22 protein-coding genes are annotated in these 20,800 nt (G+C 53.6%); 10 read left to right on the forward strand and 12 right to left on the reverse strand.

The genetic code is table 11. The features are described 5' to 3' along the window. Positions 1 to 68: 68 nt before the first annotated feature. The 3 genes from Q0W37_RS08075 to Q0W37_RS08085 form a co-directional block, all read right to left on the reverse strand. Complete coding sequence (locus Q0W37_RS08075) at positions 69 to 440, reverse strand: Hsp20/alpha crystallin family protein (protein ID WP_297700466.1); 372 nt, start codon at positions 438 to 440, stop codon at positions 69 to 71. Between the two features lie 283 nt (positions 441 to 723). Next, a complete protein-coding gene (locus Q0W37_RS08080; protein WP_297700468.1) occupies positions 724 to 1,551 on the reverse strand; it encodes a M23 family metallopeptidase in 828 nt (275 codons plus the stop codon). Beyond that, on the reverse strand, positions 1,538 to 1,819 hold the full coding sequence (locus tag Q0W37_RS08085) for a hypothetical protein (protein WP_297700470.1): 282 nt from the start codon (positions 1,817 to 1,819) through the stop codon (positions 1,538 to 1,540). The genes Q0W37_RS08080 and Q0W37_RS08085 overlap by 14 nt, the downstream gene beginning before the upstream one ends. A gap of 63 nt (positions 1,820 to 1,882) precedes the next feature. Here Q0W37_RS08085 and Q0W37_RS08090 point away from each other — a divergent pair, with 63 nt between their 5' ends. From Q0W37_RS08090 to Q0W37_RS08105, 4 genes are all read left to right on the forward strand, one after another. Then, the gene (locus tag Q0W37_RS08090) at positions 1,883 to 2,035 is read left to right on the forward strand and encodes a hypothetical protein (protein WP_158278375.1); all 153 of its coding nucleotides are present in this window, start codon (positions 1,883 to 1,885) and stop codon (positions 2,033 to 2,035) included. Beyond that, positions 2,036 to 3,151, forward strand: a complete 1,116-nt coding sequence (gene dnaN / locus Q0W37_RS08095) for a DNA polymerase III subunit beta (RefSeq protein ID WP_297700474.1) — start codon at positions 2,036 to 2,038, stop codon at positions 3,149 to 3,151. A 131-nt stretch (positions 3,152 to 3,282) separates the two neighbouring features. Continuing rightward, positions 3,283 to 4,005 (forward strand): tRNA 2-thiocytidine biosynthesis TtcA family protein, encoded by a 723-nt coding sequence (locus Q0W37_RS08100; RefSeq protein WP_173567062.1) that lies wholly within the window; start codon positions 3,283 to 3,285, stop codon positions 4,003 to 4,005. 74 nt (positions 4,006 to 4,079) lie between these two features. Continuing rightward, positions 4,080 to 4,709, forward strand: coding sequence for a hypothetical protein (locus tag Q0W37_RS08105; RefSeq protein ID WP_297700478.1), 630 nt, complete (start codon positions 4,080 to 4,082; stop codon positions 4,707 to 4,709). Between the two features lie 47 nt (positions 4,710 to 4,756). On the opposite strand, the gene Q0W37_RS08110 is transcribed toward Q0W37_RS08105, so the two are convergent. The 8 genes from Q0W37_RS08110 to Q0W37_RS08145 all read right to left on the reverse strand — a co-directional run bounded on the left by Q0W37_RS08110 (position 4,757) and on the right by Q0W37_RS08145 (position 12,762). Then, the gene (locus tag Q0W37_RS08110) at positions 4,757 to 5,515 is read right to left on the reverse strand and encodes a hypothetical protein (protein ID WP_297700479.1); all 759 of its coding nucleotides are present in this window, start codon (positions 5,513 to 5,515) and stop codon (positions 4,757 to 4,759) included. A gap of 19 nt (positions 5,516 to 5,534) precedes the next feature. Further along, complete coding sequence (locus tag Q0W37_RS08115; protein WP_297700480.1) at positions 5,535 to 5,678, reverse strand: hypothetical protein; 144 nt, start codon at positions 5,676 to 5,678, stop codon at positions 5,535 to 5,537. Positions 5,679 to 5,710: 32 nt separating this feature from the next. Next, a complete protein-coding gene (locus Q0W37_RS08120; RefSeq protein WP_297700481.1) occupies positions 5,711 to 7,045 on the reverse strand; it encodes an ATP-dependent 6-phosphofructokinase in 1,335 nt (444 codons plus the stop codon). A gap of 146 nt (positions 7,046 to 7,191) precedes the next feature. Further along, complete coding sequence (locus Q0W37_RS08125) at positions 7,192 to 9,054, reverse strand: ATP-binding protein (protein ID WP_297700482.1); 1,863 nt, start codon at positions 9,052 to 9,054, stop codon at positions 7,192 to 7,194. Further along, positions 9,051 to 9,773, reverse strand: a complete 723-nt coding sequence (locus tag Q0W37_RS08130; RefSeq protein WP_297700483.1) for a response regulator transcription factor — start codon at positions 9,771 to 9,773, stop codon at positions 9,051 to 9,053. The genes Q0W37_RS08125 and Q0W37_RS08130 overlap by 4 nt, the downstream gene beginning before the upstream one ends. Before the next feature lie 19 nt (positions 9,774 to 9,792). Then, entirely contained in the window at positions 9,793 to 10,632 is an 840-nt protein-coding gene (locus Q0W37_RS08135; protein WP_297700484.1) for a hypothetical protein, read from the reverse strand. Positions 10,633 to 10,714: 82 nt separating this feature from the next. After that, the gene (locus tag Q0W37_RS08140; RefSeq protein WP_297700485.1) at positions 10,715 to 12,112 is read right to left on the reverse strand and encodes a hypothetical protein; all 1,398 of its coding nucleotides are present in this window, start codon (positions 12,110 to 12,112) and stop codon (positions 10,715 to 10,717) included. A 113-nt stretch (positions 12,113 to 12,225) separates the two neighbouring features. Beyond that, positions 12,226 to 12,762, reverse strand: coding sequence for a PEGA domain-containing protein (locus Q0W37_RS08145; protein WP_297700486.1), 537 nt, complete (start codon positions 12,760 to 12,762; stop codon positions 12,226 to 12,228). 204 nt (positions 12,763 to 12,966) lie between these two features. Between Q0W37_RS08145 and Q0W37_RS08150 the strand changes: the two genes are divergently transcribed. Beyond that, on the forward strand, positions 12,967 to 14,667 hold the full coding sequence (locus tag Q0W37_RS08150; RefSeq protein WP_297700487.1) for an ABC-ATPase domain-containing protein: 1,701 nt from the start codon (positions 12,967 to 12,969) through the stop codon (positions 14,665 to 14,667). A gap of 41 nt (positions 14,668 to 14,708) precedes the next feature. Then, entirely contained in the window at positions 14,709 to 15,401 is a 693-nt protein-coding gene (locus Q0W37_RS08155; protein ID WP_297700488.1) for a hypothetical protein, read from the forward strand. A gap of 39 nt (positions 15,402 to 15,440) precedes the next feature. Here Q0W37_RS08155 and Q0W37_RS08160 read toward each other — a convergent pair whose 3' ends face one another. Further along, positions 15,441 to 16,397 (reverse strand): hypothetical protein, encoded by a 957-nt coding sequence (locus Q0W37_RS08160; RefSeq protein WP_297700489.1) that lies wholly within the window; start codon positions 16,395 to 16,397, stop codon positions 15,441 to 15,443. A 175-nt stretch (positions 16,398 to 16,572) separates the two neighbouring features. Between Q0W37_RS08160 and Q0W37_RS08165 the strand changes: the two genes are divergently transcribed. The 4 genes from Q0W37_RS08165 (at position 16,573) to Q0W37_RS08180 (ending at position 20,492) form a co-directional block, all read left to right on the forward strand. Further along, positions 16,573 to 17,571 carry a hypothetical protein gene (locus tag Q0W37_RS08165; RefSeq protein ID WP_297700490.1) on the forward strand — a complete coding sequence of 333 codons (999 nt, stop codon included), beginning with the start codon at positions 16,573 to 16,575 and terminating at the stop codon, positions 17,569 to 17,571. Between the two features lie 81 nt (positions 17,572 to 17,652). Continuing rightward, positions 17,653 to 18,993, forward strand: coding sequence for a hypothetical protein (locus Q0W37_RS08170; protein WP_297700491.1), 1,341 nt, complete (start codon positions 17,653 to 17,655; stop codon positions 18,991 to 18,993). A gap of 90 nt (positions 18,994 to 19,083) precedes the next feature. Further along, entirely contained in the window at positions 19,084 to 19,641 is a 558-nt protein-coding gene (locus tag Q0W37_RS08175) for a flavin reductase family protein (RefSeq protein ID WP_297700492.1), read from the forward strand. 2 nt (positions 19,642 to 19,643) lie between these two features. Next, positions 19,644 to 20,492 carry an MBL fold metallo-hydrolase gene (locus Q0W37_RS08180; RefSeq protein WP_297700493.1) on the forward strand — a complete coding sequence of 283 codons (849 nt, stop codon included), beginning with the start codon at positions 19,644 to 19,646 and terminating at the stop codon, positions 20,490 to 20,492. Positions 20,493 to 20,800 lie beyond the last annotated feature (308 nt).

Consider the following 20,800-nt stretch of genomic DNA (forward strand, 5'->3'; position numbering starts at 1 on the left):
AAAATATTTACACGTTTTTGGCGTATTTCGGGGGCTTTTTTGGGGCGTTTTTTCCCCATTTTTGCACCTTATTCGACGGTCAATTTGCGTGCTGCGGCCTGCTGCTTTTTGCTGAGTGCGAATGAAAGTACGCCGTTTTCCAGGCTGACCTTGATGTTTTCGGTGTCAATGTCGTCGGCAAGGCGGAAGCTCCTTTCGTAGGTGAACTTGCTTTCCTTGCGGGCACGGGTCGCCTTCACGGTGATGATGTTCTTTTCGACCTGAACATCCAAGTCTTCCTTTTTCACGCCCGGGAGCTCGACTTCGAGCATAAAGCCGTTATCGACTTCGTAGTAGTCGGCCTTGGGGGTGTAGCAGCATTCGTTCTGGGCGTTTACTGCGTTCAAGTTGTCAAGGAAGTTCTGGATGCCGTAGAAAGTGTTCGGGATAAACTGTGTCATAATTTTAACCTCTTTGGTTGTGGGCCCTTGCTTTGGCGGTTTGCCTTGGCGAGGCGCCCTGTTTTTGTCTTCACACCCCTATAAGCAAATGCCGTGCCAACTTTTGCGCAAGGGGCGAAAAACTGCAGTTTCTCATACCTGCCACCGAGCTGGCATCTCCTTTTCGACTAGATAAAATGTTTTGTTATCCAAAAAGAAACGCCCCCTGTTTCAGGCGTGAAACAGGGGGCGTTTAAGCGTTAAACGAAAGGTGATTGGCGGTCGAAAAAGTCTTTTTTTTGCCTTATTTCGTCAGGTAGAAGCTTTCCGGGTTGATCGATGTGCCGTCGATGCGGATTTCGTAGTGCAACCCGAGGCTAGACTGGGTGCCGCTTTCGCCGATAAGCGCGATAGGCTGTCCTCGGCGGACGCTTTGCCCCTGGCTTACAAGGGATTCTCCCAGGTGTGCGTAGAAAGTGCGTACGTCGTGTCCGTGGTCCACCTTAATGGAAAGCCCGAATCCACGGTGCTTGCGAACCTCGATCACGGAACCTGCGCCGGTGGCGTATACGGTGTCGCCTTCTGCCGCCACGTAGTCAATTCCACGGTGCGGAAGTTCGCTGTCGGTGAAGGGGTCGTAGACGATTTCGAATCTCTTCTTGATAGCGGGGCTGTTTTTCATGGGGTGCAGCACGGGAATCTTCTCGGCGAGTACGGAGTCGCGTTCGAGGGCGGCGAGGAGTTTCTTGAACGAGGCTTCCACTTCGTTTACGCTCTTGCGCTTCTGGAGCAGCGAATCGTCTATTGCCGAACCGTCGAGTACGAATCCAAGTCCCCCTACCTTCAGGGTGCTATCGCGCAAAAGGCGCGTTTCTTCTGCCCGCAAAATAGAGGAGTCCACCGAGGCGCGGATTTCCTTCAGCTCCTTTTTGATGGCGGCATTCTGCTTGTAGACGTTCGTGACGTTTCCGCTTGTTACGTTGTCTAAAATCTGGACCGGGGAAAACAGGATAAACCCGAAAATGGCGGCAACTACGGCGAGTACGGCGATAACCGCTCCCAGAAACGAGAAACGGTAGCTCTTGCCCGAGGCGGTCTTGCTCGGGAATACATGGACCTCAAGCTTCTTCACTTTCGGACCTGGGGTTGTCTATGCGCTTGCGGAGGGATTCTATGACGCGCTTTTCTTCTTCGATCGCGCCCAGGAGTTCCACCACGGACGGGTCGTCCTTGATGGTTGCAAGGAGGTCGTCACGGACTGCCCCGTGCAGCTTTTGCCCGAGTGCCATGAAACGTTTTTTGAGCTTGGATTCCTCGTTTGCAAGCTCGACACGCAAAAGGGCCGTCGATGCCAAATTCAGGGCGGTGTTTTTTATCTTATTTAGTGTTTTTTCTGCCATGTCCTTTTTCCTTTTGTCCGTAAAAAAATTAGTTTTTTATGCGTATAAAAATGGAGAATTCTTATGAGCCGTAGCGATCGCAGACGCGCAAAACAGAATGCAAAGCAATTTACACCCAAAAAGGCCAATGCGCTGGACCCGAAAATTATCGCTGTCCTTGCCGCTATCGCCGTTATCTTCTTTGTTGGAACCATGCTTATCCAGAGAGGCGCATAAATGAAGTTCAGTATCAAGAAATCCGTATTGCAGGATGCGCTGCAGATTGCTATCAGCGCTATCCCCAATAAGTCCACCCTGCAAATCCTCAACGACTACTCGCTGCGCCTCGAAGGAAACTTCCTCGAAATTTGTGCAACCGACTTGAACTTGGGTGTGAGGATTAAGCTCGAAGTCATGGGTGAACGTGACGGTGAAGCCTTGATTAACGCCCGCAAGTTCTCCGACCTCATCAAGGCGCTCGTCGAACCGAGCATCGACGTCGTCAGCGTGGACGTTCAGGACCACCTCACCCGCATCAAGTGGAGCGAACGCGGTCAGGCCTCTATCACGAGCTTTGACGCTAGCGACTTCCCGCCGTTCCCCGAAGTCGAAGGCAGCTCCCTTACGCTTGCCGCAAGCGAACTTGCATTCCTGGTCGAAAAGACCGCATTCGCCGTCTCTACCGACAATACTCGTCAGAACCTGAACGGCGTGTTCATGGAAGCGAAGGACGGCAAGATTTCCATGGTCGCTACCGACGGTCACCGTATGGGCCGTGCAAGCATCGACCAGGAAGGCGCGAACCTCGAGTCCGGCGTGATTATCCTCCCGAAGGTGATGCAGCTGGTGCTCCGCCTCGCGAAGAACGAAGATTCCGTCGAAATCTGCACCACCGAAACGCACGTGCTCTTCCGCATCGGCGCAACACAGATTATCTCGAAGCTTATCGAAGGCCCGTACCCGAACTACCGTGCCGTGATTCCGCAGAATTTTGAACGTACCGTGCAGGCGAATGCGACCGAACTTCTGAACAAGGTTCACTGCATTCTGCCGATGGCCAATCCGCGTACCCATCAGATCCGTTTCCAGATGGACGGCAACAACATGGAACTGTCCGCGACCGACCCGGATGTCGGCGGTGAAACCCGCGAAGCCCTCGCCGTGACGCACAATGGCGAAGGTAGCTTCAGCATCGGTTTCGACGGTCGTTACTTCTACGAAATTCTCAACATGTGCAAGAGCGAAGAAGTGGTGCTCAAGATGAACACCCCGATCGGCGCCTGCATCATCGAACCCGTCGGTGAAGACATGGGCTTCAGCTTCCTCCTGATGCCGCTTCGCCTTGCCGACTAAGGATACGTTGAATTACTGACAAATTAAAACGGGGTGTCGCGCAAGCGAACCCCTTTTTAGTAAGCAGTGATTAGTGGTTAGTAAACAGGAAAATTTCTAACCACTAGCCACCAACCACTAGTCACTTCTCTATGTCCAACGCCATTCGCAAACGCATCAGCAAAAAAATCACCAAGGCACTCCACGACTTCAACCTGATTGAAGACGGCGACAAGGTGCTGATTGCCGTTTCGGGCGGCAAGGATTCCAGCGTACTCCTGATGGAACTGGCATCCCGTATGGGAAAGTTCCTGCCGAACTGTGAAATCGGGGCCATCCACATCCAGAGCGACTTTGCGGACAAGGCTCCGCGAGAATTCCTGCAGCGCATGGCGGAGCAGTATCCGCAGATTCCGTTCTTCTTCAAGGACGTCGCCGTCGAAGGTCGCCTGAAAGAAGGTCGCAAGCTCAACTGTTACTGGTGCAGTACGCAGCGCCGTACTGAACTCATCAAGTTTGCCCGCGAAAACGGCTACAACAAGATTGCGCTCGGCCACCACATGGACGATATTGTCGAAACGCTCCTGATGAACATGCTCTACAAGGGCGAATTCAGCGGAATGCCTCCGATGGTGCCCTACGAAAAGTATCCGTGCAGCATCATCCGCCCGCTGTGCTACTGCGAAGAGTCCGAAATCATCGAGTACGCCGAAGACGCCGACATCCGCAAGTTCACCTGCACCTGCGAATTCTCGAAGGCGTCGCACCGCAAGTCCATTCGCGAAGAAATCAAGAGCCTCACCAAGGGAAATTCCACCCTCAAGGCGAACCTGTTCGAAAGCATGCGCAACATCCGCATGGACTACCTGCTGTAAAAAACTTGACTTGAGTCCTACAGAAAGCTATTTTTACTTTGCAATTGGATAGTTTCAAACCCAAGGGGAATTTCATGAAACTCGGAACAACATCGCTCCTGTTTTTAGCGTCAATTCTTTTGGTCGGCTGCGCCAGCGGCCCTAAGCCCAAGCTTTTCTTTGACGAAAAAGCGGCTATCAATCAGGAAATCCCTTTCACCATTACTGCCGAAAACGACAATGGGGCCACTATGGGAGAACTCCAGGTGCGCCTGCAGAAATCGGGTTTCAGGTTGCTCTCCAAGGTTGCGCTCAAGAATACGACGACACTGAACAAGGAAAGCCGTTTCACCGAAATCAACAGCCTGGATTCGGATACTACCCTGAAACAGCAGGAATTCCAGCAATACGGTTCCTCTTACCGCATGACGATCAACTATGAGGGCGAACTGGAAGGAAATACGGTTTATTACAGCCACTTCTTTGCAGAGATCGCAGACGACAGAACGGGAACCATCCTGATGACGATTCAGTATCCTCTTGGAAAATACAAGCAGGACGAACTCCTGGATGACCTTGTGAAGCGCATGCAGCTTTGCGCCAAGGAACACGCCTGCGACGAGGAATCCCAAGCCAAGGCCAATCCTCAAAATAGCGGTGCGGGGGTCTTCCTTGCAATTGTGGCTATCGGTACGGTTGTCGCAATCACTGTTGCTGCTCAATAGAGCCGATAAAAGATTTAGAAAGAAGTGTCAATCGCCAGCTTCGGCCGTTATTTCTTGTCGAGCTTGGCGTTGATCTTTTTCTGGAGTTCCTTCAGCTGCCAGCGTCCCCGTTTGTCTTCGAGGAAGTAATTCGTGCGCACTCCGCGTGAAAGTCCGCGGTCGATAAGGTTGAGTGCGTCGGCGTAGCGTTTCTGGTCGAACCGGAGTTCAGCCATAAAATAATAGTTGTAAATGTCCTTGGGATCCCTTTGCAGGGCCATGTTCAGGTACTTGTCGGCCAGTTTCTTGTCGGGCCACGAAAGTATCAGCGGCACGTAAGGCAGCACGAAATGGGCGCGTCCCAGCACCTGGTAGTCCTCGGCGGCGGTTGCCACGTCGCGCACTTTGGCGGCGACTCCGTCCTTTACCGAGGTGAGCGCTCCGCGTTCGTTCCCCCACATCGAAAGGGCGCTTGCGTACACGTGCGCAATTTCCTTGTTCTTAGGGAACTGCATATAGGCGGTTTCGCTGATGGCCTTCAGGCTATCCAGCTTTGCCTTTCGCTGGTGCGTTTCGAAATGGACGAACCTGAACGAGAAAAAAAGACTTTTTACGTAGCCTTCGGTGGCGCGTTCCCAAACGGTGCTGTCGCTCATGGCCTTTAGATAGTGGTCGATCATGAGCCTTGCGTTTTTGGGGTCCGCCTTGTCGCCCTTAGCGCGTTCTGCTCGGGCCGCATAACAGGAATCCGCAATACGAAGGTCTTCGTTTGCGTACCCCAGAGCCCCAGCCGCTAAAAGAAACAGCGTGGCAAAAAAATGCTTCATCGATCCTCTTGCAGGAATTTTACACTTTCCAGCTTTGCAAGACCTTGTTCACGTGCGCGATTTGCGACTTTTCGTCTTCGGTGCCGTGGTAGGTCTTGAACAAAAGATAGCGATATTCCATCAGGGCGGTTCGAATAAGAACCTTATCTTCTTGCTTTAGCATACTTTTGTGTCCTCCTAAAATTAAAATGCGGTCTACTTTCCCTTGCCCTTGCCGGAGAAATAGTCCTGCTGGCGCGTAATACCGAGAACGGCGTGCCAGAGGACTCCGTTCGGGTTGATCTTCTTGCGTTCGCTCACGGCGTATTCGATAGGCACGTGCGAAAAGGCGTTGTTCATGCTCCCCACGACCATGTCGGTCTTTCCGGCCATGCCTGCGTGTACGGCGGCTTCGGCGAGCTGGAAACAGAAAATGGCGTCGGTGCCCTTGGCGGGAATGCTTCTCACCATGTAGCTCGGGTCGAAATACTTGATGTTGATTTCTTTTCCGACCTTGTCGAAATGTTCCTTGATCTTTCTTGTCAGGAATTCACCGATATCGTTCTTCAGGATGTTGCCGCTTGCATCCCTGCGTTCGGGCTGATCCTTGAAAAGTTCCTGTCCGGCGCCTTCGGCGACGACGATGACGGCATGCGTCTTTCCGCTGCCGTAGCGGCTTTCGAGCGCCTTGAAAAGTCCGTCGAGCGTAAAGGGAACTTCGGGGACCAGGCAGATGTTCACGACCGTCGTGGCAAGTGCCGCGTAGGCGGCGATAAAGCCCGAGTCGCGGCCCATGAGTTTCACGAGTCCAAGTCCGTTAAAGGCGCCGTTCGCTTCGTTGTGGGCGCTGGTAATCACGTCGGTTGCGGAGAGCACTGCGGTCTCGAAACCGAAGGTGCGGTCAATCAGGTTCAGGTCGTTGTCGATCGTCTTCGGAATTCCGATGACCGAAATCGGCTGGTGGCGTTTCTTGATTTCTTCGGCGATGTCGTGGGCGCCGCGAAGCGTTCCGTCGCCACCGATGCAGAACAGTACGTTAATGTTCAGGCGCATCAGGGTGTCCACCATGACTTTCGCGTCCTGGTTTCCGCGGGAGCTTCCGAGAATCGTGCCGCCGTCTTCCTGGATGGCGTCCACTACGTCCGGATCCAGAATGATGGGGGAGTATCCGTAGGCGGGGTTCAGTCCGCGGTAGCCGTAGGGAATGCCGAAAATGTTTCGGACGCCGTAGTCGAACCACAGCACCTGTACAAGACCCTTGATCACGTTGTTCAGGCCGGGGCAGAGGCCTCCGCAGGTCACGATGCCTGCACGCGTCCAGGCGGGGTCATGGAAAATGGTTTCACGAGGGCCGGCCGCTTCCAGCGACGGAATCTCAATACCCTGTTCCTGGAACGCCTTGATGCGGTCGATGTCAGCGGTGAGGCTTACTCGGTCGCTTTCGGCGACAAACGGGACTCCCTTCATCGGGGACTTGAGGGTTCCTGTTCCCACGGATTCGATAGAAAGGTCGAATTTTTCCGGGTTGTTCAGAATGTCTTCTTGAGTCATAACGTGCTCCTCGTTTATGCCCTTGATTTTAATCTAGGCACTTCAAAAATACTAAAAAATGGGACAAAGGGGTTGGACATTTTATTTAGAAAAATGTTACTTAAAACGCCCCGGACTTAAATCCAGGGCAACTTTTACAAAGCATGTTAAATGTCCAGCGGCGGGAAGTGTATCTTGGTCCTGAGTCCCGGGCCTGCGTTTTCGATTTCGATTTTCATGTTGGTGAGCGTACAGAGCTTTTTCACCATCGAAAGGCCGATGCCGGTGCCGCTCGTCGAACGGGTCATCTCGTTTTCGACGCGGTAGAATTCCTGGAAAACTTTCTTCATTTCGGATGCGGGGATGCCCGGCCCGTAGTCGCGTACCGCGAGGTACATGTCGCCGTTGTTGATTCTAAGCTCGATGCTTATCATCTTGTAGCTGGCGCTTTTCGAGAACTTGAGCGAGTTGTCCACCAGGTTCATCAAAATCTGCATCACGGCGTCGCGGTCAATCAGGATAGATACGTTGTCTGCATCGGTATCGGTCGACACGGTAAGCTCGAATCCCTGCTTTTCGATGTTTCTGCTGTAGGTCGCGATAAAGTCGTCGAGGACTGCCTTGGGGCGTTCCTTGCGGAGTTGGACGTTCCAGCGGTTTCCATCGAGCTTGGAAAGGTTCAGCACGTTCTGGATGAGTCGCGAAAGCCTGTCCGCCTCGCTTGCGATCTGGCCGTAGTAGCGCTGCTTCTTTTCTTCACTGGCCACCCAGGAATTCTGCAACATTTCGGCATACATCTTGATTGCGGTCAGCGGAGTCTTCAGTTCGTGCGTAATGGCGGACACGAAATCCTGTCGCTTGGAGGCGAGCGCCACCTTGCTCTGCGTAAAACGGTAAATGGTGATGAGGCATGCGGCGATAACGATAAGCAATATAAAGCCGATAAAGAGGATGGTGAGCCCCGCGGTATTTGCCGTCTTGCTGGAATACATGACGAACGTAATTTTTTCGTAGGGCGCGGCGAGCGATTTCTTTGTCCTCAGGACATAGTTGCTGTGGTTCTTGCCGATCGTGATTAAAACGTTGTCGTCAATTTTCAGTTCTATGGCGTACGGGAGCTCTTCGTAGGCGATCTGTTCTTCCTGGGTCATGTAGTTCAGGTAAATGTTCCTGTCTACTACAAAGCCCTGTAGGATCGGCAACATGCCAATGTATATCTTGCGGAAGAATACGAAATATTCCGACGTCATCTGGACTTTCAGGTCCGTGATGTTCACGTTGGTGTTGCTGCCGTTAAAGATGGGAATGGTCGATGAAACCGAGGAATCGCTTTTCGCCGTTTCTGCCATGTAGGTGAGCGCTTCTTCTTCGGAGGTGAGCTCTACGCGGGTGGGGATCTGCAGGTCGCGGATTTCGTCCCAGAGCTGGTCGATGGCTTCGGTCGAGTCGAGTGTCTGTACCGTCTTCTTGGGAAGTCCGTTCTTGATTTCCAGGGTGTCTAGCAGGTGCTGGATCAGCTCACGAGTCTTTTTGCGCTGTTCCTGGTCGTCGAACGAAAAGTTGTCCCACATCGATTTTCCGATGCCGGTACTTGTATCGGGGTAGAACGGAGTCAGGAGTTCGCCGTTGTGCGAAATCTGGAAATGCCCGATAAGCCCCTTGTGGCATTGCCTGTACAGGGAGTCGAAATCACAGTAGGGTCCGCTCGAATCCGGAAACGAGAAAAATTCGGAGAAAAGTCGGCTGTTTCCGCCAATGACCGTAATGGAGTTCAGTATGCCGTAGTCCTTGTAGGAACGGCTGTTTTCCAGGTTGAAGTCCGAGGCTAGCCGAAGTCGCAGGCTTTCGTAGGCGTCATCGACGCGTTCCTCGATTTTCTTTTCCTCGAGGGCGGTCGACTGCTCGTAGGTCTTTACCAGAAGGATTGTCAGGGGAATCGCAATGAGCAGGAAAATAGAAATAAACACCAGGCGTTCCTTGATGACCGCCTGATGTTTTTTCAGATAGGTAAATAGGGCTTGACGACTCACTTGTCAAGGTCGGGCGACGAACGCATCTGGTAACCTTCTCCACGGAACGTCACCAAGAGCTTCGGATGCGACGGGTCGTCCTCGATTTTTTTGCGGAGCTTGGTGATATGGATATCAACCGTGCGGGTGTCAACGGAGTCGGCATTCTCGTAACCCCAGACCTTGCGCAGAAGTTCGGAGCGCGGAACGGCGTGGTCGCGGTTTGTCCACAGGTATTCGAGAATTTCGATTTCCTTGCGGGTGAAGGCGATTTCTTCGGTACCGCGGGTACCGGTGTATTCGCGGAAATTCACGCGCAGGCTTCCGGCAACAAGCTTGCCCTCGTTTTCCATCGTCTGGCGGCTGCGGCGCAGCACGGCATCGATTCGGGCGAGCAGCATGGGGACAGAGAACGGCTTCGGGATATAGTCGTCGGCACCGTACTTGAGTCCGTTGATGATATCGTCGTCGGCGTTCTTTGCAGACAGGATGATAATGGGGAGGCTTCTGTCCTGTTCGCGGATCTTGTCGCAAACGGTAAAGCCGTCCATGCCGGGGAGCATCAGGTCCAGAAGGACCAGGTTGTACTGCCCGCTCAAGGCTTCTGCAAGGCCGCTTTCGCCATCGGCGCAATGTTTAACGACATAGCCGTTCATCTTGCAGAGGTCGGTAAGGCCTTCGGCAATGGCGATTTCGTCTTCGATGATAAGAATCTTTGTGCTGCTTGTATTTTCTGTCATTGATTTACCTAGGAGTGTGTTAAATTGCGAGTCCGACACCGACTTCGACGGTCATATTGCCTGCATCGACTTCTTTCGGATAGTCGCCGCCGAAGTAGTACTTGAAGTTGCCGTAGGCGGCGATCGGGATAATGGGGAGCTTTGCGCGCAGTCCCACCAGGACATGTCCGCCGAGGCTCTTCGTGAGACCTTCGTTGGTGGCCGCGTCCTGAACGTTCTGCTTCATGGTTTCACCGAGTTCCTTGGACTTCTCTTCGGCCATTGCGCGGGTGTTGGGGTCGAGGTTCTCGGGGTCAATGTTGGTACCGATTCCTGCAAGTTCCTTGACAAGCGTCATGGCCCTTTCGTCGACCACGCTAGAAACGAACTTCTGGTTCAGGACGAAGCTGTTCAGGTGGTAGGAAAGACCGCCGCCAATATAGGGGCGGATGATGGGGATAAAGGTGATGGGGTAGGTGATGGAAAGGTCACCGGTCATGGCGACAAACTTGGGGTTCGCCTTTGCGAACGGGGTTCCGCCCAGTTCGATTTCGAGCGGGACTTCGATATAGGAATTGTCCGTCGGGTTTTCGACGTAGAGGGTAGCGTCGTAGGAACCGAACTGGAAGTTCATGGTTGCTTCGATGTCGATTACGGGAAGCAGGTCGACCCACAGCTTGAAACCGAAGCCCTGCATGGTTCCGCTGAATCCTTCATGCTTGAGAAGCACGGAATTGTCGTTTTCGTTGATGGGGGCGGGGCTGTCCATTCCGGACATCTTGGTGCCGAAGCCGGGGGCGTAGTGGACGCCGAGGCCGACTATGGCGAACGACTGGGTGGCGAGCAGGGCGCCAGCAGCGAGTAAAGCTTTAAAGTTCATGAGTACTCCTTAAACGTTTGCCTTTGAAACTAAATTATTATTTTGAAAAGCGGATACTTTTATTTTGCTAAAATGTCGAAAATTAGTCGATTGAGGGCACCAGAATGAATTTTTTCTGGCCTTTTGCCACTGAAACCTGTCCAAGCCTATAGTCTCCGACCACCTGTCCCATGCTTCCGAGCGCCGTAATTGTAACCTGATGTTTACCGGCGTCTACGGGGATACGGGTGACGTAGATGGAATTCGGCATAAAGAGGCCCACGCGCAGGTCGGCCTGTTCCAGTTGGCTCTGTCCCACGTCTACGGCAATATTTTTTACTAGGTCAAACAGCCCGTTGCCCGTATTGGTGGCCGATTTTGCCTTCTGGGCGGCGACGGTGCGGATCACGACGCGGGTGGCGGTGCGGACCATCGTGGTCGCGTTCTCGTCCTTCATGTTCTTGTCGAGTTCAGCATCGACTGCGACCACCTTTTCGGGCGAAACCTTCATCTGGCCGTCCACATTGACTGCAAAAAGGCTGGTCCTCTGGGGTAGGTCCATTCTCTGGGGGAGCGAAAAGCCGACATGGAATGTGTTTCCGCCTGCTCCGGCGACCGGGGGGGCGATCAGGGTGAACGAGGTAATCTTTCCGGTCTTTCCGTCCTTGTGGGTGAGGTTCAGGGCGCCTGCACTCACGAATGTTCCGGACAGGTACATTTCACCGAGAATGGGGCTATGTCCGGCGTAGCCAATCAAGATGATTTCCTGTCCCTTTTCGCGTGCGGCGGTCGCTTTCGGCGTCTGGGAAAGCTTTGCGCTCTTGAAATTCTTCAGGTCGTCGGCACGGTCCATTCTGGTGAGGCTTTCGGTAATGAATTCCCAGACTTCGGGGGGCATCTTGACGTTTCCCTCTTCAAAGGCCTTGGCCGCCTTCAGGTAGGAAATGGCGGCATCGTCGTCTTCACCGGCCATTTCGTAGACGAGGGCACTCAGGTAACGCAACCAGCCGTTGTCGTTCACCTTATCCTTGTCCTTCTGGTACAGGGCCTCCATGGCGATCTGTGCACGGCGGACTTCGACGAGCGCCCCGTCCAGGTCTCCGATGGCAAGGTAGTTCAGAATCTGGTACTGGTACATGAGCAGAAGTTCGAAGGGGCGTGCCCTGTAGGGCCGGACGTTATCGTTGGTGACGATCGCCGCAGCCTCGTTTGTCACGGACTTGGTGAAAAGGTCGTCGTAAATCTGTTCGGCCTGCTCGAAATGCTTGATGCTTTCCTTGTTCTTGCCGGCGTAATGGTAGAGCGTTCCCTGGTCAAAGTGGTACAGGTAGGTGCTGTTGCTACCGTAGATATCGTCCTTTTCTTCTTCGATTTTCTTGATGGTGCCCTCGAAACCTTCTTTCTTAAGGACGGGGGCGAGAGTTTCGTAGCGGGTCATGGACTTGTTCGCGCAGGAACAAAGCAACAGGGCTGAAATAGCTAAAAGAATAAAGCGTTTCATGAAAACTCCGTAATGACGGTAATGGAAATATAATTAAAAGTAGGCAGAGACTAATAAAAAAATGCCTCCGGCGAGTGCCGGAGGACTGATGGTATAAACCACTGAGAGAGAAATTACTTTTTCTTCTTCTTGCCCGAAGCGTCGAGGGTCACTTCGACGGTTTCTTCGCCCTTCACGGTCACGAGGGCTTCGGCGGACTTGCGGTTGGAGCATTCGGCGCGAACCACGTGGTCACCGGCATCGAGGTTGTTGATGGTGAGTGCTGCACCGTCGGTCTTGTCGGCGTTGTCGCCGTCGATGTAGATGAGGCACTTGCCCGGAATGGTGGTCACCTTGATGGCGCCCTTAGGAATCTTGGTGCCGAAGTCGAAGGTGTTGCGCTTGTCGTTACCCGGCCAAATGTTCACGCGCTGGTTCACGAGTTCGTAACCCTGGTCGATCACCACGAGGGTCTGACGGCCGGACTTGACGCTCATGTTTTCGATGGGGCTCTTGCCGAGGGGTTCGCCACCGAGGAACACGTCGCTGTTAGGCGGGTTGGTGATAATGGTGATGGTTGCAGCCTTGCCGCGCGGAGGTGGATCGTCGTCTGCGACGGCGGAGGTAACGAGGAATGCGACCAAAAGCGCAAAGATGTACAGCTTCTTCATGGATTTCTCCTATTTGTTTATTCTAAAAATATAAAGTTTTTGTGGAATTTAAATTTTTTTTCTGCAAAAGTTTGGATACCTGGGGAAAATAATTCGAATTTCGGAGTTCAGAATTTGGATTTGTGGATTGAATAATCCAGAGATTGTCATTCTTTCTCTCGTCTTTCGTCTCTCGTCTCTCGTCTAAAATCTACTTTTCACCCTATGAAAGCCCTTTACCAGAAAATTCGTTCCCTAAATGGCAAAAATTACGGCCTTTACAAGTCCCTGGCCGACAAACCGTGGGATTTTGGCGATTTCGCCCTGGAATTCCTGCACGTGCAGGGAGACCCGTATGCACCCGCTTCCAGGGTGCTCATCAAGGCGAATCTTTCGATGCTCGGCTATGCGGGCGAGTGGGGCGGAACCTATGAACGTCGCCTTGCGCTCAGCGATTTTCTGTATAGAAAGCTTGGACGCCTGGTGCAGGAACGCTACCCCGGTAAGGATGCGGCGGTCATTTTCGACACGGCTGGACCCGAAATGCTGGTACGGAATTCCCTGTGGATCGACAACGGCGAACTCAGGGCGTGCCTGCAGGTGAAACTTCCGGGGGATGGCCGCAAGATTCAGGCGGAACTGGCTGCCGAAATCTTGACGATGGTGTTGCCAGACCTGGTATCGGCGGGGCTTTATTACAGTAAGTCCGACGAGGCGGCCTTGCAGGAACATTTCCGCGTGCTCGCCGAACGCAAGGAAATTTTGTCGCAGCTTGATGCCCGGGGCCTTTGTGCCTTCGTTCCCGACGGTGCCGTGCTTCCGCGTGCATCTGGCTTGAGCGAAATGCCGTTAGAAGGGGCAATCCCTTTTGTCGCACCCGAAGAAATGGCGGTAACGTTGAACGTGTGTGGCCGTGATATTCGCGGTATGGGAATCCCGAAGGGGATTACCGTGATTACCGGTGGTGCCTTCCACGGTAAGTCCACCTTGTTGCAGGCGTTGACCCGCGCCGTCTACCCGCATATTCCGGGGGATGGCCGCGAAGGAATCGTGATAGATGAATCGGCGCTCCGCGTGGGCGTCGAAGACGGCCGCAGCGTACGCGGTACGGACTTGTCGCCGTTTGTGCGCGACTTGCCGGGCGGTGTTTCGACAAAGAATTTCAATACGCTTTCTGCATCGGGCTCTACCAGCGAAGCCGCGAACTTGCTCGAAGCTATGGAAGCGGGTTCCACGACGTTCCTGATTGACGAAGATTCCTCGGCGGTGAATTTCCTGATTCGCGACGGGCGTGTACGCAAGCTCCTGGGCGATGAACGCGAACCGCTGATTCCGTTGACCGACCGTATCCGCGAAATTTCGGCACAGGGCTACAGCTTTATCCTGGTGGCGGGTGCCTGCGGCGACTACCTCGACCTTGCCGACAACATCGTCATCATGGCGAATTACAAGGCCGAAGTGCCGCAAGTAAAGGTCACTGCTTGCGCTGAGCTGGGTCGAAGTGAGCCTGCCGAAGTGTCGCAACCGCGATCATTTGTAGCCTACATGCAACCCCTGCAAAAGTCGGTGCGTCCCACCTCTGCCGTGGAGCGTCAAGTCAAGGTGAAACTTGCTGGTGATACTTTGTTACAAATAGGCTTTCTGGTGTCCGACACTTCACGCCTCAACACGCTTGTCGATAGGCAGCAACGTTTCGGTGCCGGATTTGTCCTCCTGAACCTGTTGCAGAATGCCGCAAGCAATGCGGAATCGGGTGACGCTTCAAATGCCGGTGATTCCGTCGCCGAGACCATCCGGAAACTTTATGAGAAAATCCAGAATGTGGGTTTTCGTAACCTGCCGCAGGGCATGAGTCGCGAAATGAGCCTTCCGCGAGTCGTGGATATCGCCTGTGTCGCCTTTAGGTTACGCGAGGCTTCTCGCTGAGATTTGCGTCGAGCGTATTCCGTAAAAAATAGGAGAAGAATATGGATGCTCTGAAAAAATGGATTGCCTTTGGGGCGGCCTCGATTTTTACCGTGATGGTTGTCGCCTGTGGCGAAGACTCTTCGAGTAATTCTTCGGAGTCGTATAGTTCTGCGGAAATGTCAAGCAGTTCGAATGAACTCTTGAATTCGAGCGAAACCGTAAACTCGAGTGAAACTGCGAATTCAAGCGAATCATTGAATTCAAGCGAAACTTTGAATTTGAGTGAATCTGTCGAATCAAGTTCTTCCGAACAGAACGAAGTCGCCTCCAGTGAATCTTCTGCAGATACCGTCTGGAACAAGGCGAACCTTACTTGGTACACGTCTTGGCCGGACCCCGGTAGCGAAGAGTGCATCGAATACAACGGATGCACCTGGGCGGGCTATTTCGCGGGTGTCGACGGCCAGCAGACCGAAGAGTGGGTCAGCGAACATAATATCATCGCCGTCCACGAAAAGGACTGGGATAAGTACAAGCTGAAAACCTTCAGGCTCCGTCAAAAAGGCCGTACCATCGATGCCGTGGTTTACGATATGTGTTCCGACGAGGATTGCGACGGCTGCTGCACCGAAAATGCGGGCGAACTCGGATTCCTGATCGATATCGAAAGCTACTCCTGCAAGAGGCTTTCCGCTAATGGCGACTGCGACGGAGTCGTGGAGTGGACTTGCCTCGACTGCACGGAACCCTGATTGGACTTTCCCCGTAAAGAGTGAGCGACTTTTGTAGCGTTATTTTTTCGTAGCGCGAGCGGCCTTTTTTTGCTGTTCTTCTTCCGGCGACGGTTTCGTATCCTCAAGTAGGCGGTCGGCCCATTCGTCCCAGAAGCGGCAGCGTTCGCCTTCGAGCTTCATCTTCGCGAATTTCACTGGTTCGGTCTCTACGGCAAGCGTCACCACCGATTCCTTGTAGGCCTGCGGAAGCCCTGCCACGTGCGCCATGCGCTGCTTGAGTTCGGCCACGGTCGCATCGAGAATGTCTACCTCGAAACGGCGTTCGATGTAGCGGCGAGCGATAAATCCAAGCGCCATGAAATAGTCGCCCTGGTTCCCTTCGGCCAGATAATTCTTCTGACGCAGTTCCTTGAGTGCAAGCACGGCCTCTTCGTAAGGCGGAAGCCTTGGCGCCTCGCCCTTCTTCGCGAATTTCTTGTGCAGGAACCAGCCGAGGAACACGAGGAGCGCAACTCCCACGACAATCAGCAAGACGTAAATCCACTGCGGGAGCCTCGGGTCATCCAGCGGGTCTTCCGCTTCCAAAATGTCTGTCTCTTCGCCGGTAGTACGCGTCGAGACCTTCACGGCCACGGGGTCGGTATTCACCTTGACGGTATCGCTACCGACGACAGCGTTCACCTGCTGCGGCGCAATCAGAAAATCGCCGCTCACGAAGGTGTTAAGCGTCGCATACCACACGAACTTCGCGGTTCCCTTGGGCATGCCCTCGACCACCTTCTCGTTCTTCATTTCCTTGACTTCGAAACTTCCGAGGTTTCCGACAAAGCTCGGCAGGTCAACAATGGCATTTTCGGGAGCAGTCACCTGAATTTCGTAGTTGAACATGTCACCCACGAACACCTGGGCGTTGTCCACGTTCGCCTTCACCGAGACATCAAAGGCGAGGGCGGGTACGGCACAAAGGGCTGTCCAAACAATAAAAGCGGCAAAAAAATGCGAAAAACGGTACATACAAACCTCTTTGCGAAGAATATACAAATTTTGTAGATTAAGGGGCAACCGGCATTCCGTCTTCCAAATAGCCGAACTCGCCGGAAAAATTCCCCCTTCCTGTCGTCAGGACTCACTTTTTATCTATATTCACTCTAATATGTCGTTTCGGTTCTTGGGTAAATTGGTTTGCGCAGTGTTCCTTTGCACTGCGTTTGCCCGCGCGGACGAACACGGTGCCGAAACTCCGGCGACCGACAGTACTCAGGCAAAGAACGCCTCGGATAACGGCGACGCCCCGGCAGAGGGCAACACGTTAAAGGTCACGACAGAAAATATCCTTTCCATCGTCTCGATCGTCCTTCCGCACAATGCACTGAAGAACTCCGAATCCCTACACGACTGGCCCTTCATCGCATTCGCGGCTCCCGCCTGGGGCTACAACCTCAAGCTCCAGCAGGACTACGGCAAGGCGCTTTCGTTGAAGGGGCTTGCGGCAGGCGACGTGAACTTTGCCGGTTTCGGAATCAAGCTGGACGCATCCGTCGAACTGATCCACCTGTTGGAACTGGGCGTGCAGACAAGCCTGGGAACGGCCATCAACTACGGCGAAGCATCAACCTTCATGGGCGTATACAACCCCGAAAAACGGGACTACGAGCAGGACCTCGTTTTCACGGAATACACCTACGGCGTGACCTACCATTCGACGCTGACAATTCCGCTGCTTGCATTCCTCCCCAAGAGCGACTGGACGAAGATCATCCTGAAGGGGTCCGCGGAGCTCACCTATTCCGCCTACACAGGGGCCGACGACAAACAGGTCTGGAAAGCCGGTAACGAAAACTCGGTCAACGGGTTCAAGTACAGGTACGGCGGGACGCTCATCTACATGCTGCCTTTTAGCCGCGTGCCCATGGCCATGGTTTCGGCAAATGCAAGCGGTTTCAAGCACGAATATGACTTTGACGAAAGGTACAAGGACTACAATCCAGGATTCGTGAAAGTAAGCATCACCCCCATGGCATCCGTCAAGATTAGCGACAAGTGGAACGGCATGCTGATGGTAAACATCTCGCGCGACCGCGTCTACGAAAACCAGCCCTACCCCTCTACCGAAGAAGTTTTGCAGAAACAGGTCGACAGCGAATGGGAGCTGAAGGCCGTCATGTTCATCGCGAGCCGGAAATTCTAAATTTTCAGGGCAATTTAAAGATAGATTGCCGCGTCGCCCCAAGGCACCCCGCAAAGAAAAGCTTTCTTATGGTCGCATAATATGAATATCGCCCTCATCGTTTACCTGGTATTCCTGATTGCAATCGCCGCGCGCAGTGCGCGGCGCGTAAGGGACATTCCCGATTTCTTCGTGGCGCGCAAAGGGGCATCCGCGAAGGCTGTAGCAGGAAGCCTCGTCGCAACGATTCTTGGCGGGTCGGCCGTGATCGGTGCAGTCGATAGCGGATCAAGGCTCGGCGGGGCCGCCAGCTGGTTCATGCTCGTGGGAGCGCTCGGACTTGTCGCGCTGATCCCCTTTGCAGGCCGCGCCTACAGTCACGGGAAATACGCCCTTCCCGATCTGGTAGAGAATTTGTACGGAAAAGGCCCGCGGCTGGTCGCCTCCCTGGTGATTCCGATTGCATGGACGGGCATTGTCGCCGCCCAGATTATCGCCGCTGCAAAACTCCTGATGACCTTCACGTTGCTGAGCTACACGGCAGCAGCCGTCATCGCCGCAGCCGTATTTACGGGGTACACGCTTGCGGGCGGGCAGCTTTCCATTCTGCGTACCGACTTTTTGCAGGCCTGCCTGATTATCCTTGGCCTCCTATTTGTTGCCGGTTTTGCGCTGTTCGGCGGCGGTTCCGGTGTAGAGGCACGTTCTCTTTCCGAAATTTTGCAGCAGGCCCCTACATTTCCCTTCAACACGAATTTCACGCCGCTTGATTTGTTCCTGTTGATTCTCACCTACGGAACCACTTACACGGCTGGGCCTGACATCTTTAGCCGCATGTTCTGCGCGAAGGATACCGCGACCGCGAAAAAGGCTGTGGCGATGGCCGCGGCGACGCTTGTCCCCGTTGCGTTTGTCATCGGGTTCTTGGCGGTGTACGGCGTCGGACTCGAAAACGTGCAGGGCGCACGTATCACATCGATCGCATCGCAAGTTCTCCCGGCTCCGCTGATTCCCCTGATTGCCCTTGCCCTATTGAGTGTCGTCCTCAGCAGTGCCGATACGACTCTCCTGAGCAGCTCCGTCATTATCTGCAGGTTGTTTCGTTTAGGGGAGGGGGGCCGAATTTCAAGGGCGCGTCTAGTCATCTTGCTGAACGGCGTTGTCGCCCTGTTGCTGGCTCTTGTCTTTACCGACATTATCGGCACACTTCTGCTTGCGCTTGCGGTTTATGCGGGTGCCTTCACCGTCCCTATCCTATGGGGACTTCTCGGGCTCAGGGCGAAACCGAAATTCGTGGCGGCAGCTATTGTTGCCGGTGGCGCTCTAGCCCTTGCAGGGAAACTTTGCCCCGCGGGTATGCTCGGTAGCCACACCGGCGACATCCTGATGATATCCGCTTTTGCTGTAAATGCGGCAATTCTTGCGCTTGGCCGAAAACGCTAGACCTGAAATTCACGCGTATTGGAATCCTTCTTTTGAAGTTGTTTCCCAAAAAATGTATTTTACGGAAAGAGATTTTCAAAAGGAGTTTTTATGCGTAAGGATCTTGGAGTCAAGGCTTATCTTTATCCACAGCCTACATTGGTCATTGCGACCTATAACGAGGACGGTTCCACGAATGCGATGGTGGCCGCTTGGGGTTCCATCAGTGATTCGAACCAGGTAGCTATTTACGTGGCGCATAGCCATAAGACCATGCCGAATATTCTTGCGCGCAAGGCGTTCACCGTGAGCATGGCGAACGAGAAAAACATCAAGGCCATCGACTATCTGGGAGTCACCTCGGGCAACAAGGTGGCCGATAAGTTTGCTCATTCCGGCCTGACGTCTGTCAAGAGCGCTCATGTAGACGCACCGCTGATTGCGGAACTTCCGCTCGCGCTGGAATGTAAACTCGTAAGTTACGACGAAGACTCCGAACTCCTGCTCGGCGAAATCGTGAACGTGACCGCCGACGAATCGGTACTCGACGAAACCGGTAAGCTCTCGGTCGAAAAACTTTCCCCGGTCTGCTACGATTCCGCGGGCCACGGCTATTATGTAATGGAGCGCCGCGTAGGGAACGCCTTCAGCGACGGAAAGACTCTTTAGCCATGGCAAAAATGCTCGTCAAGATTCTCATTGACAACATTGCCGGTACATGCGGTTCCCGCAAGCTCTTTGGCGAGTGGGGTCTGTCGGTGTATGTGGAGTTCGAGGGCAAGCGCTACCTGCTCGATACGGGGGCCTCGCACCTGTTTGCAAAAAATGCTGCGGTGATGGGCGTGGACCTTTCGAAGGTAGACATAGGCATTTTGAGTCACGCGCATTACGACCACAGTGACGGCATGGCGAAATTCTTTCACGTGAACGATGCTGCTCCATTCTATCTGCGAAAGGGCGCTGGCGAAAACTGCTATCATACGCACAAATTAATAGGCCGCTTCGCGTACCACGAATATATCGGAATCCACAAGGGCTTTCTCAAGCGCTTCGCCGACCGCATCCGCTTTGCCGAAGGCGACATGCAGATTGCGCCGAATGTGTTCCTGGTTCCGCACAAGACTCCGGGCCTCTCCGCGATTGGCGAGCGCGCGCATCTTTCGGTCAAGGAAAACGGCAAGTACCGCTACGACAGTTTTGATCACGAACAAAGTCTCGTCTTCGACACGCCCAGGGGCCTATTTGTCATGAACAGCTGCAGTCACGGCGGCGCGGACAATATCGTAAAAGAAATCGAGGCGACCTTCCCCGGCAAAAAGATTTACGCGCTCCTCGGCGGGTTCCACTTGTTCCGCTACAAGGACGAAGTGGTGCATGCCTTTGCGGAGCGCCTACGCGAACTCGATGTCCAGAAGATTTATACCGGACACTGCACCGGTGACCGCGCGTTCGAGATCCTGCACGAGGTCCTGGGCGACCGTGCCGAGCAGATGTTTACCGGAATGACGGTGGAGATCTAGGATAATATATAGGAATAGGGCGGGTCCCCGCCATAAATAAGTTGGCAGGTCCGCCGGACCTGCCTAAATTGCACAAAATGGCGGGGTCGGGCTATATTACAAGGCGGCCTGCGAGGGCGTTTGCCCCCGCACGCGGCTCTTGTAACGTACCAAATGGTCCGCCCATCCGGGTTACTATCCCTCCCGCAAAAAGAAATCTGTTGATAGTATGTTCATATAGTGGAGAGAAATCTGGCGGAAACCCGTTATTTCAAAAAAAAGTGAAAAAAGTGAAATTTTTTCGAGAAAAACCCTTGACAATGTTCCTG

The sequence above is a fragment of the uncultured Fibrobacter sp. genome (genome assembly GCF_947166265.1).
In the GTDB taxonomy this organism is placed as follows: Bacteria; Fibrobacterota; Fibrobacteria; order Fibrobacterales; family Fibrobacteraceae; genus Fibrobacter.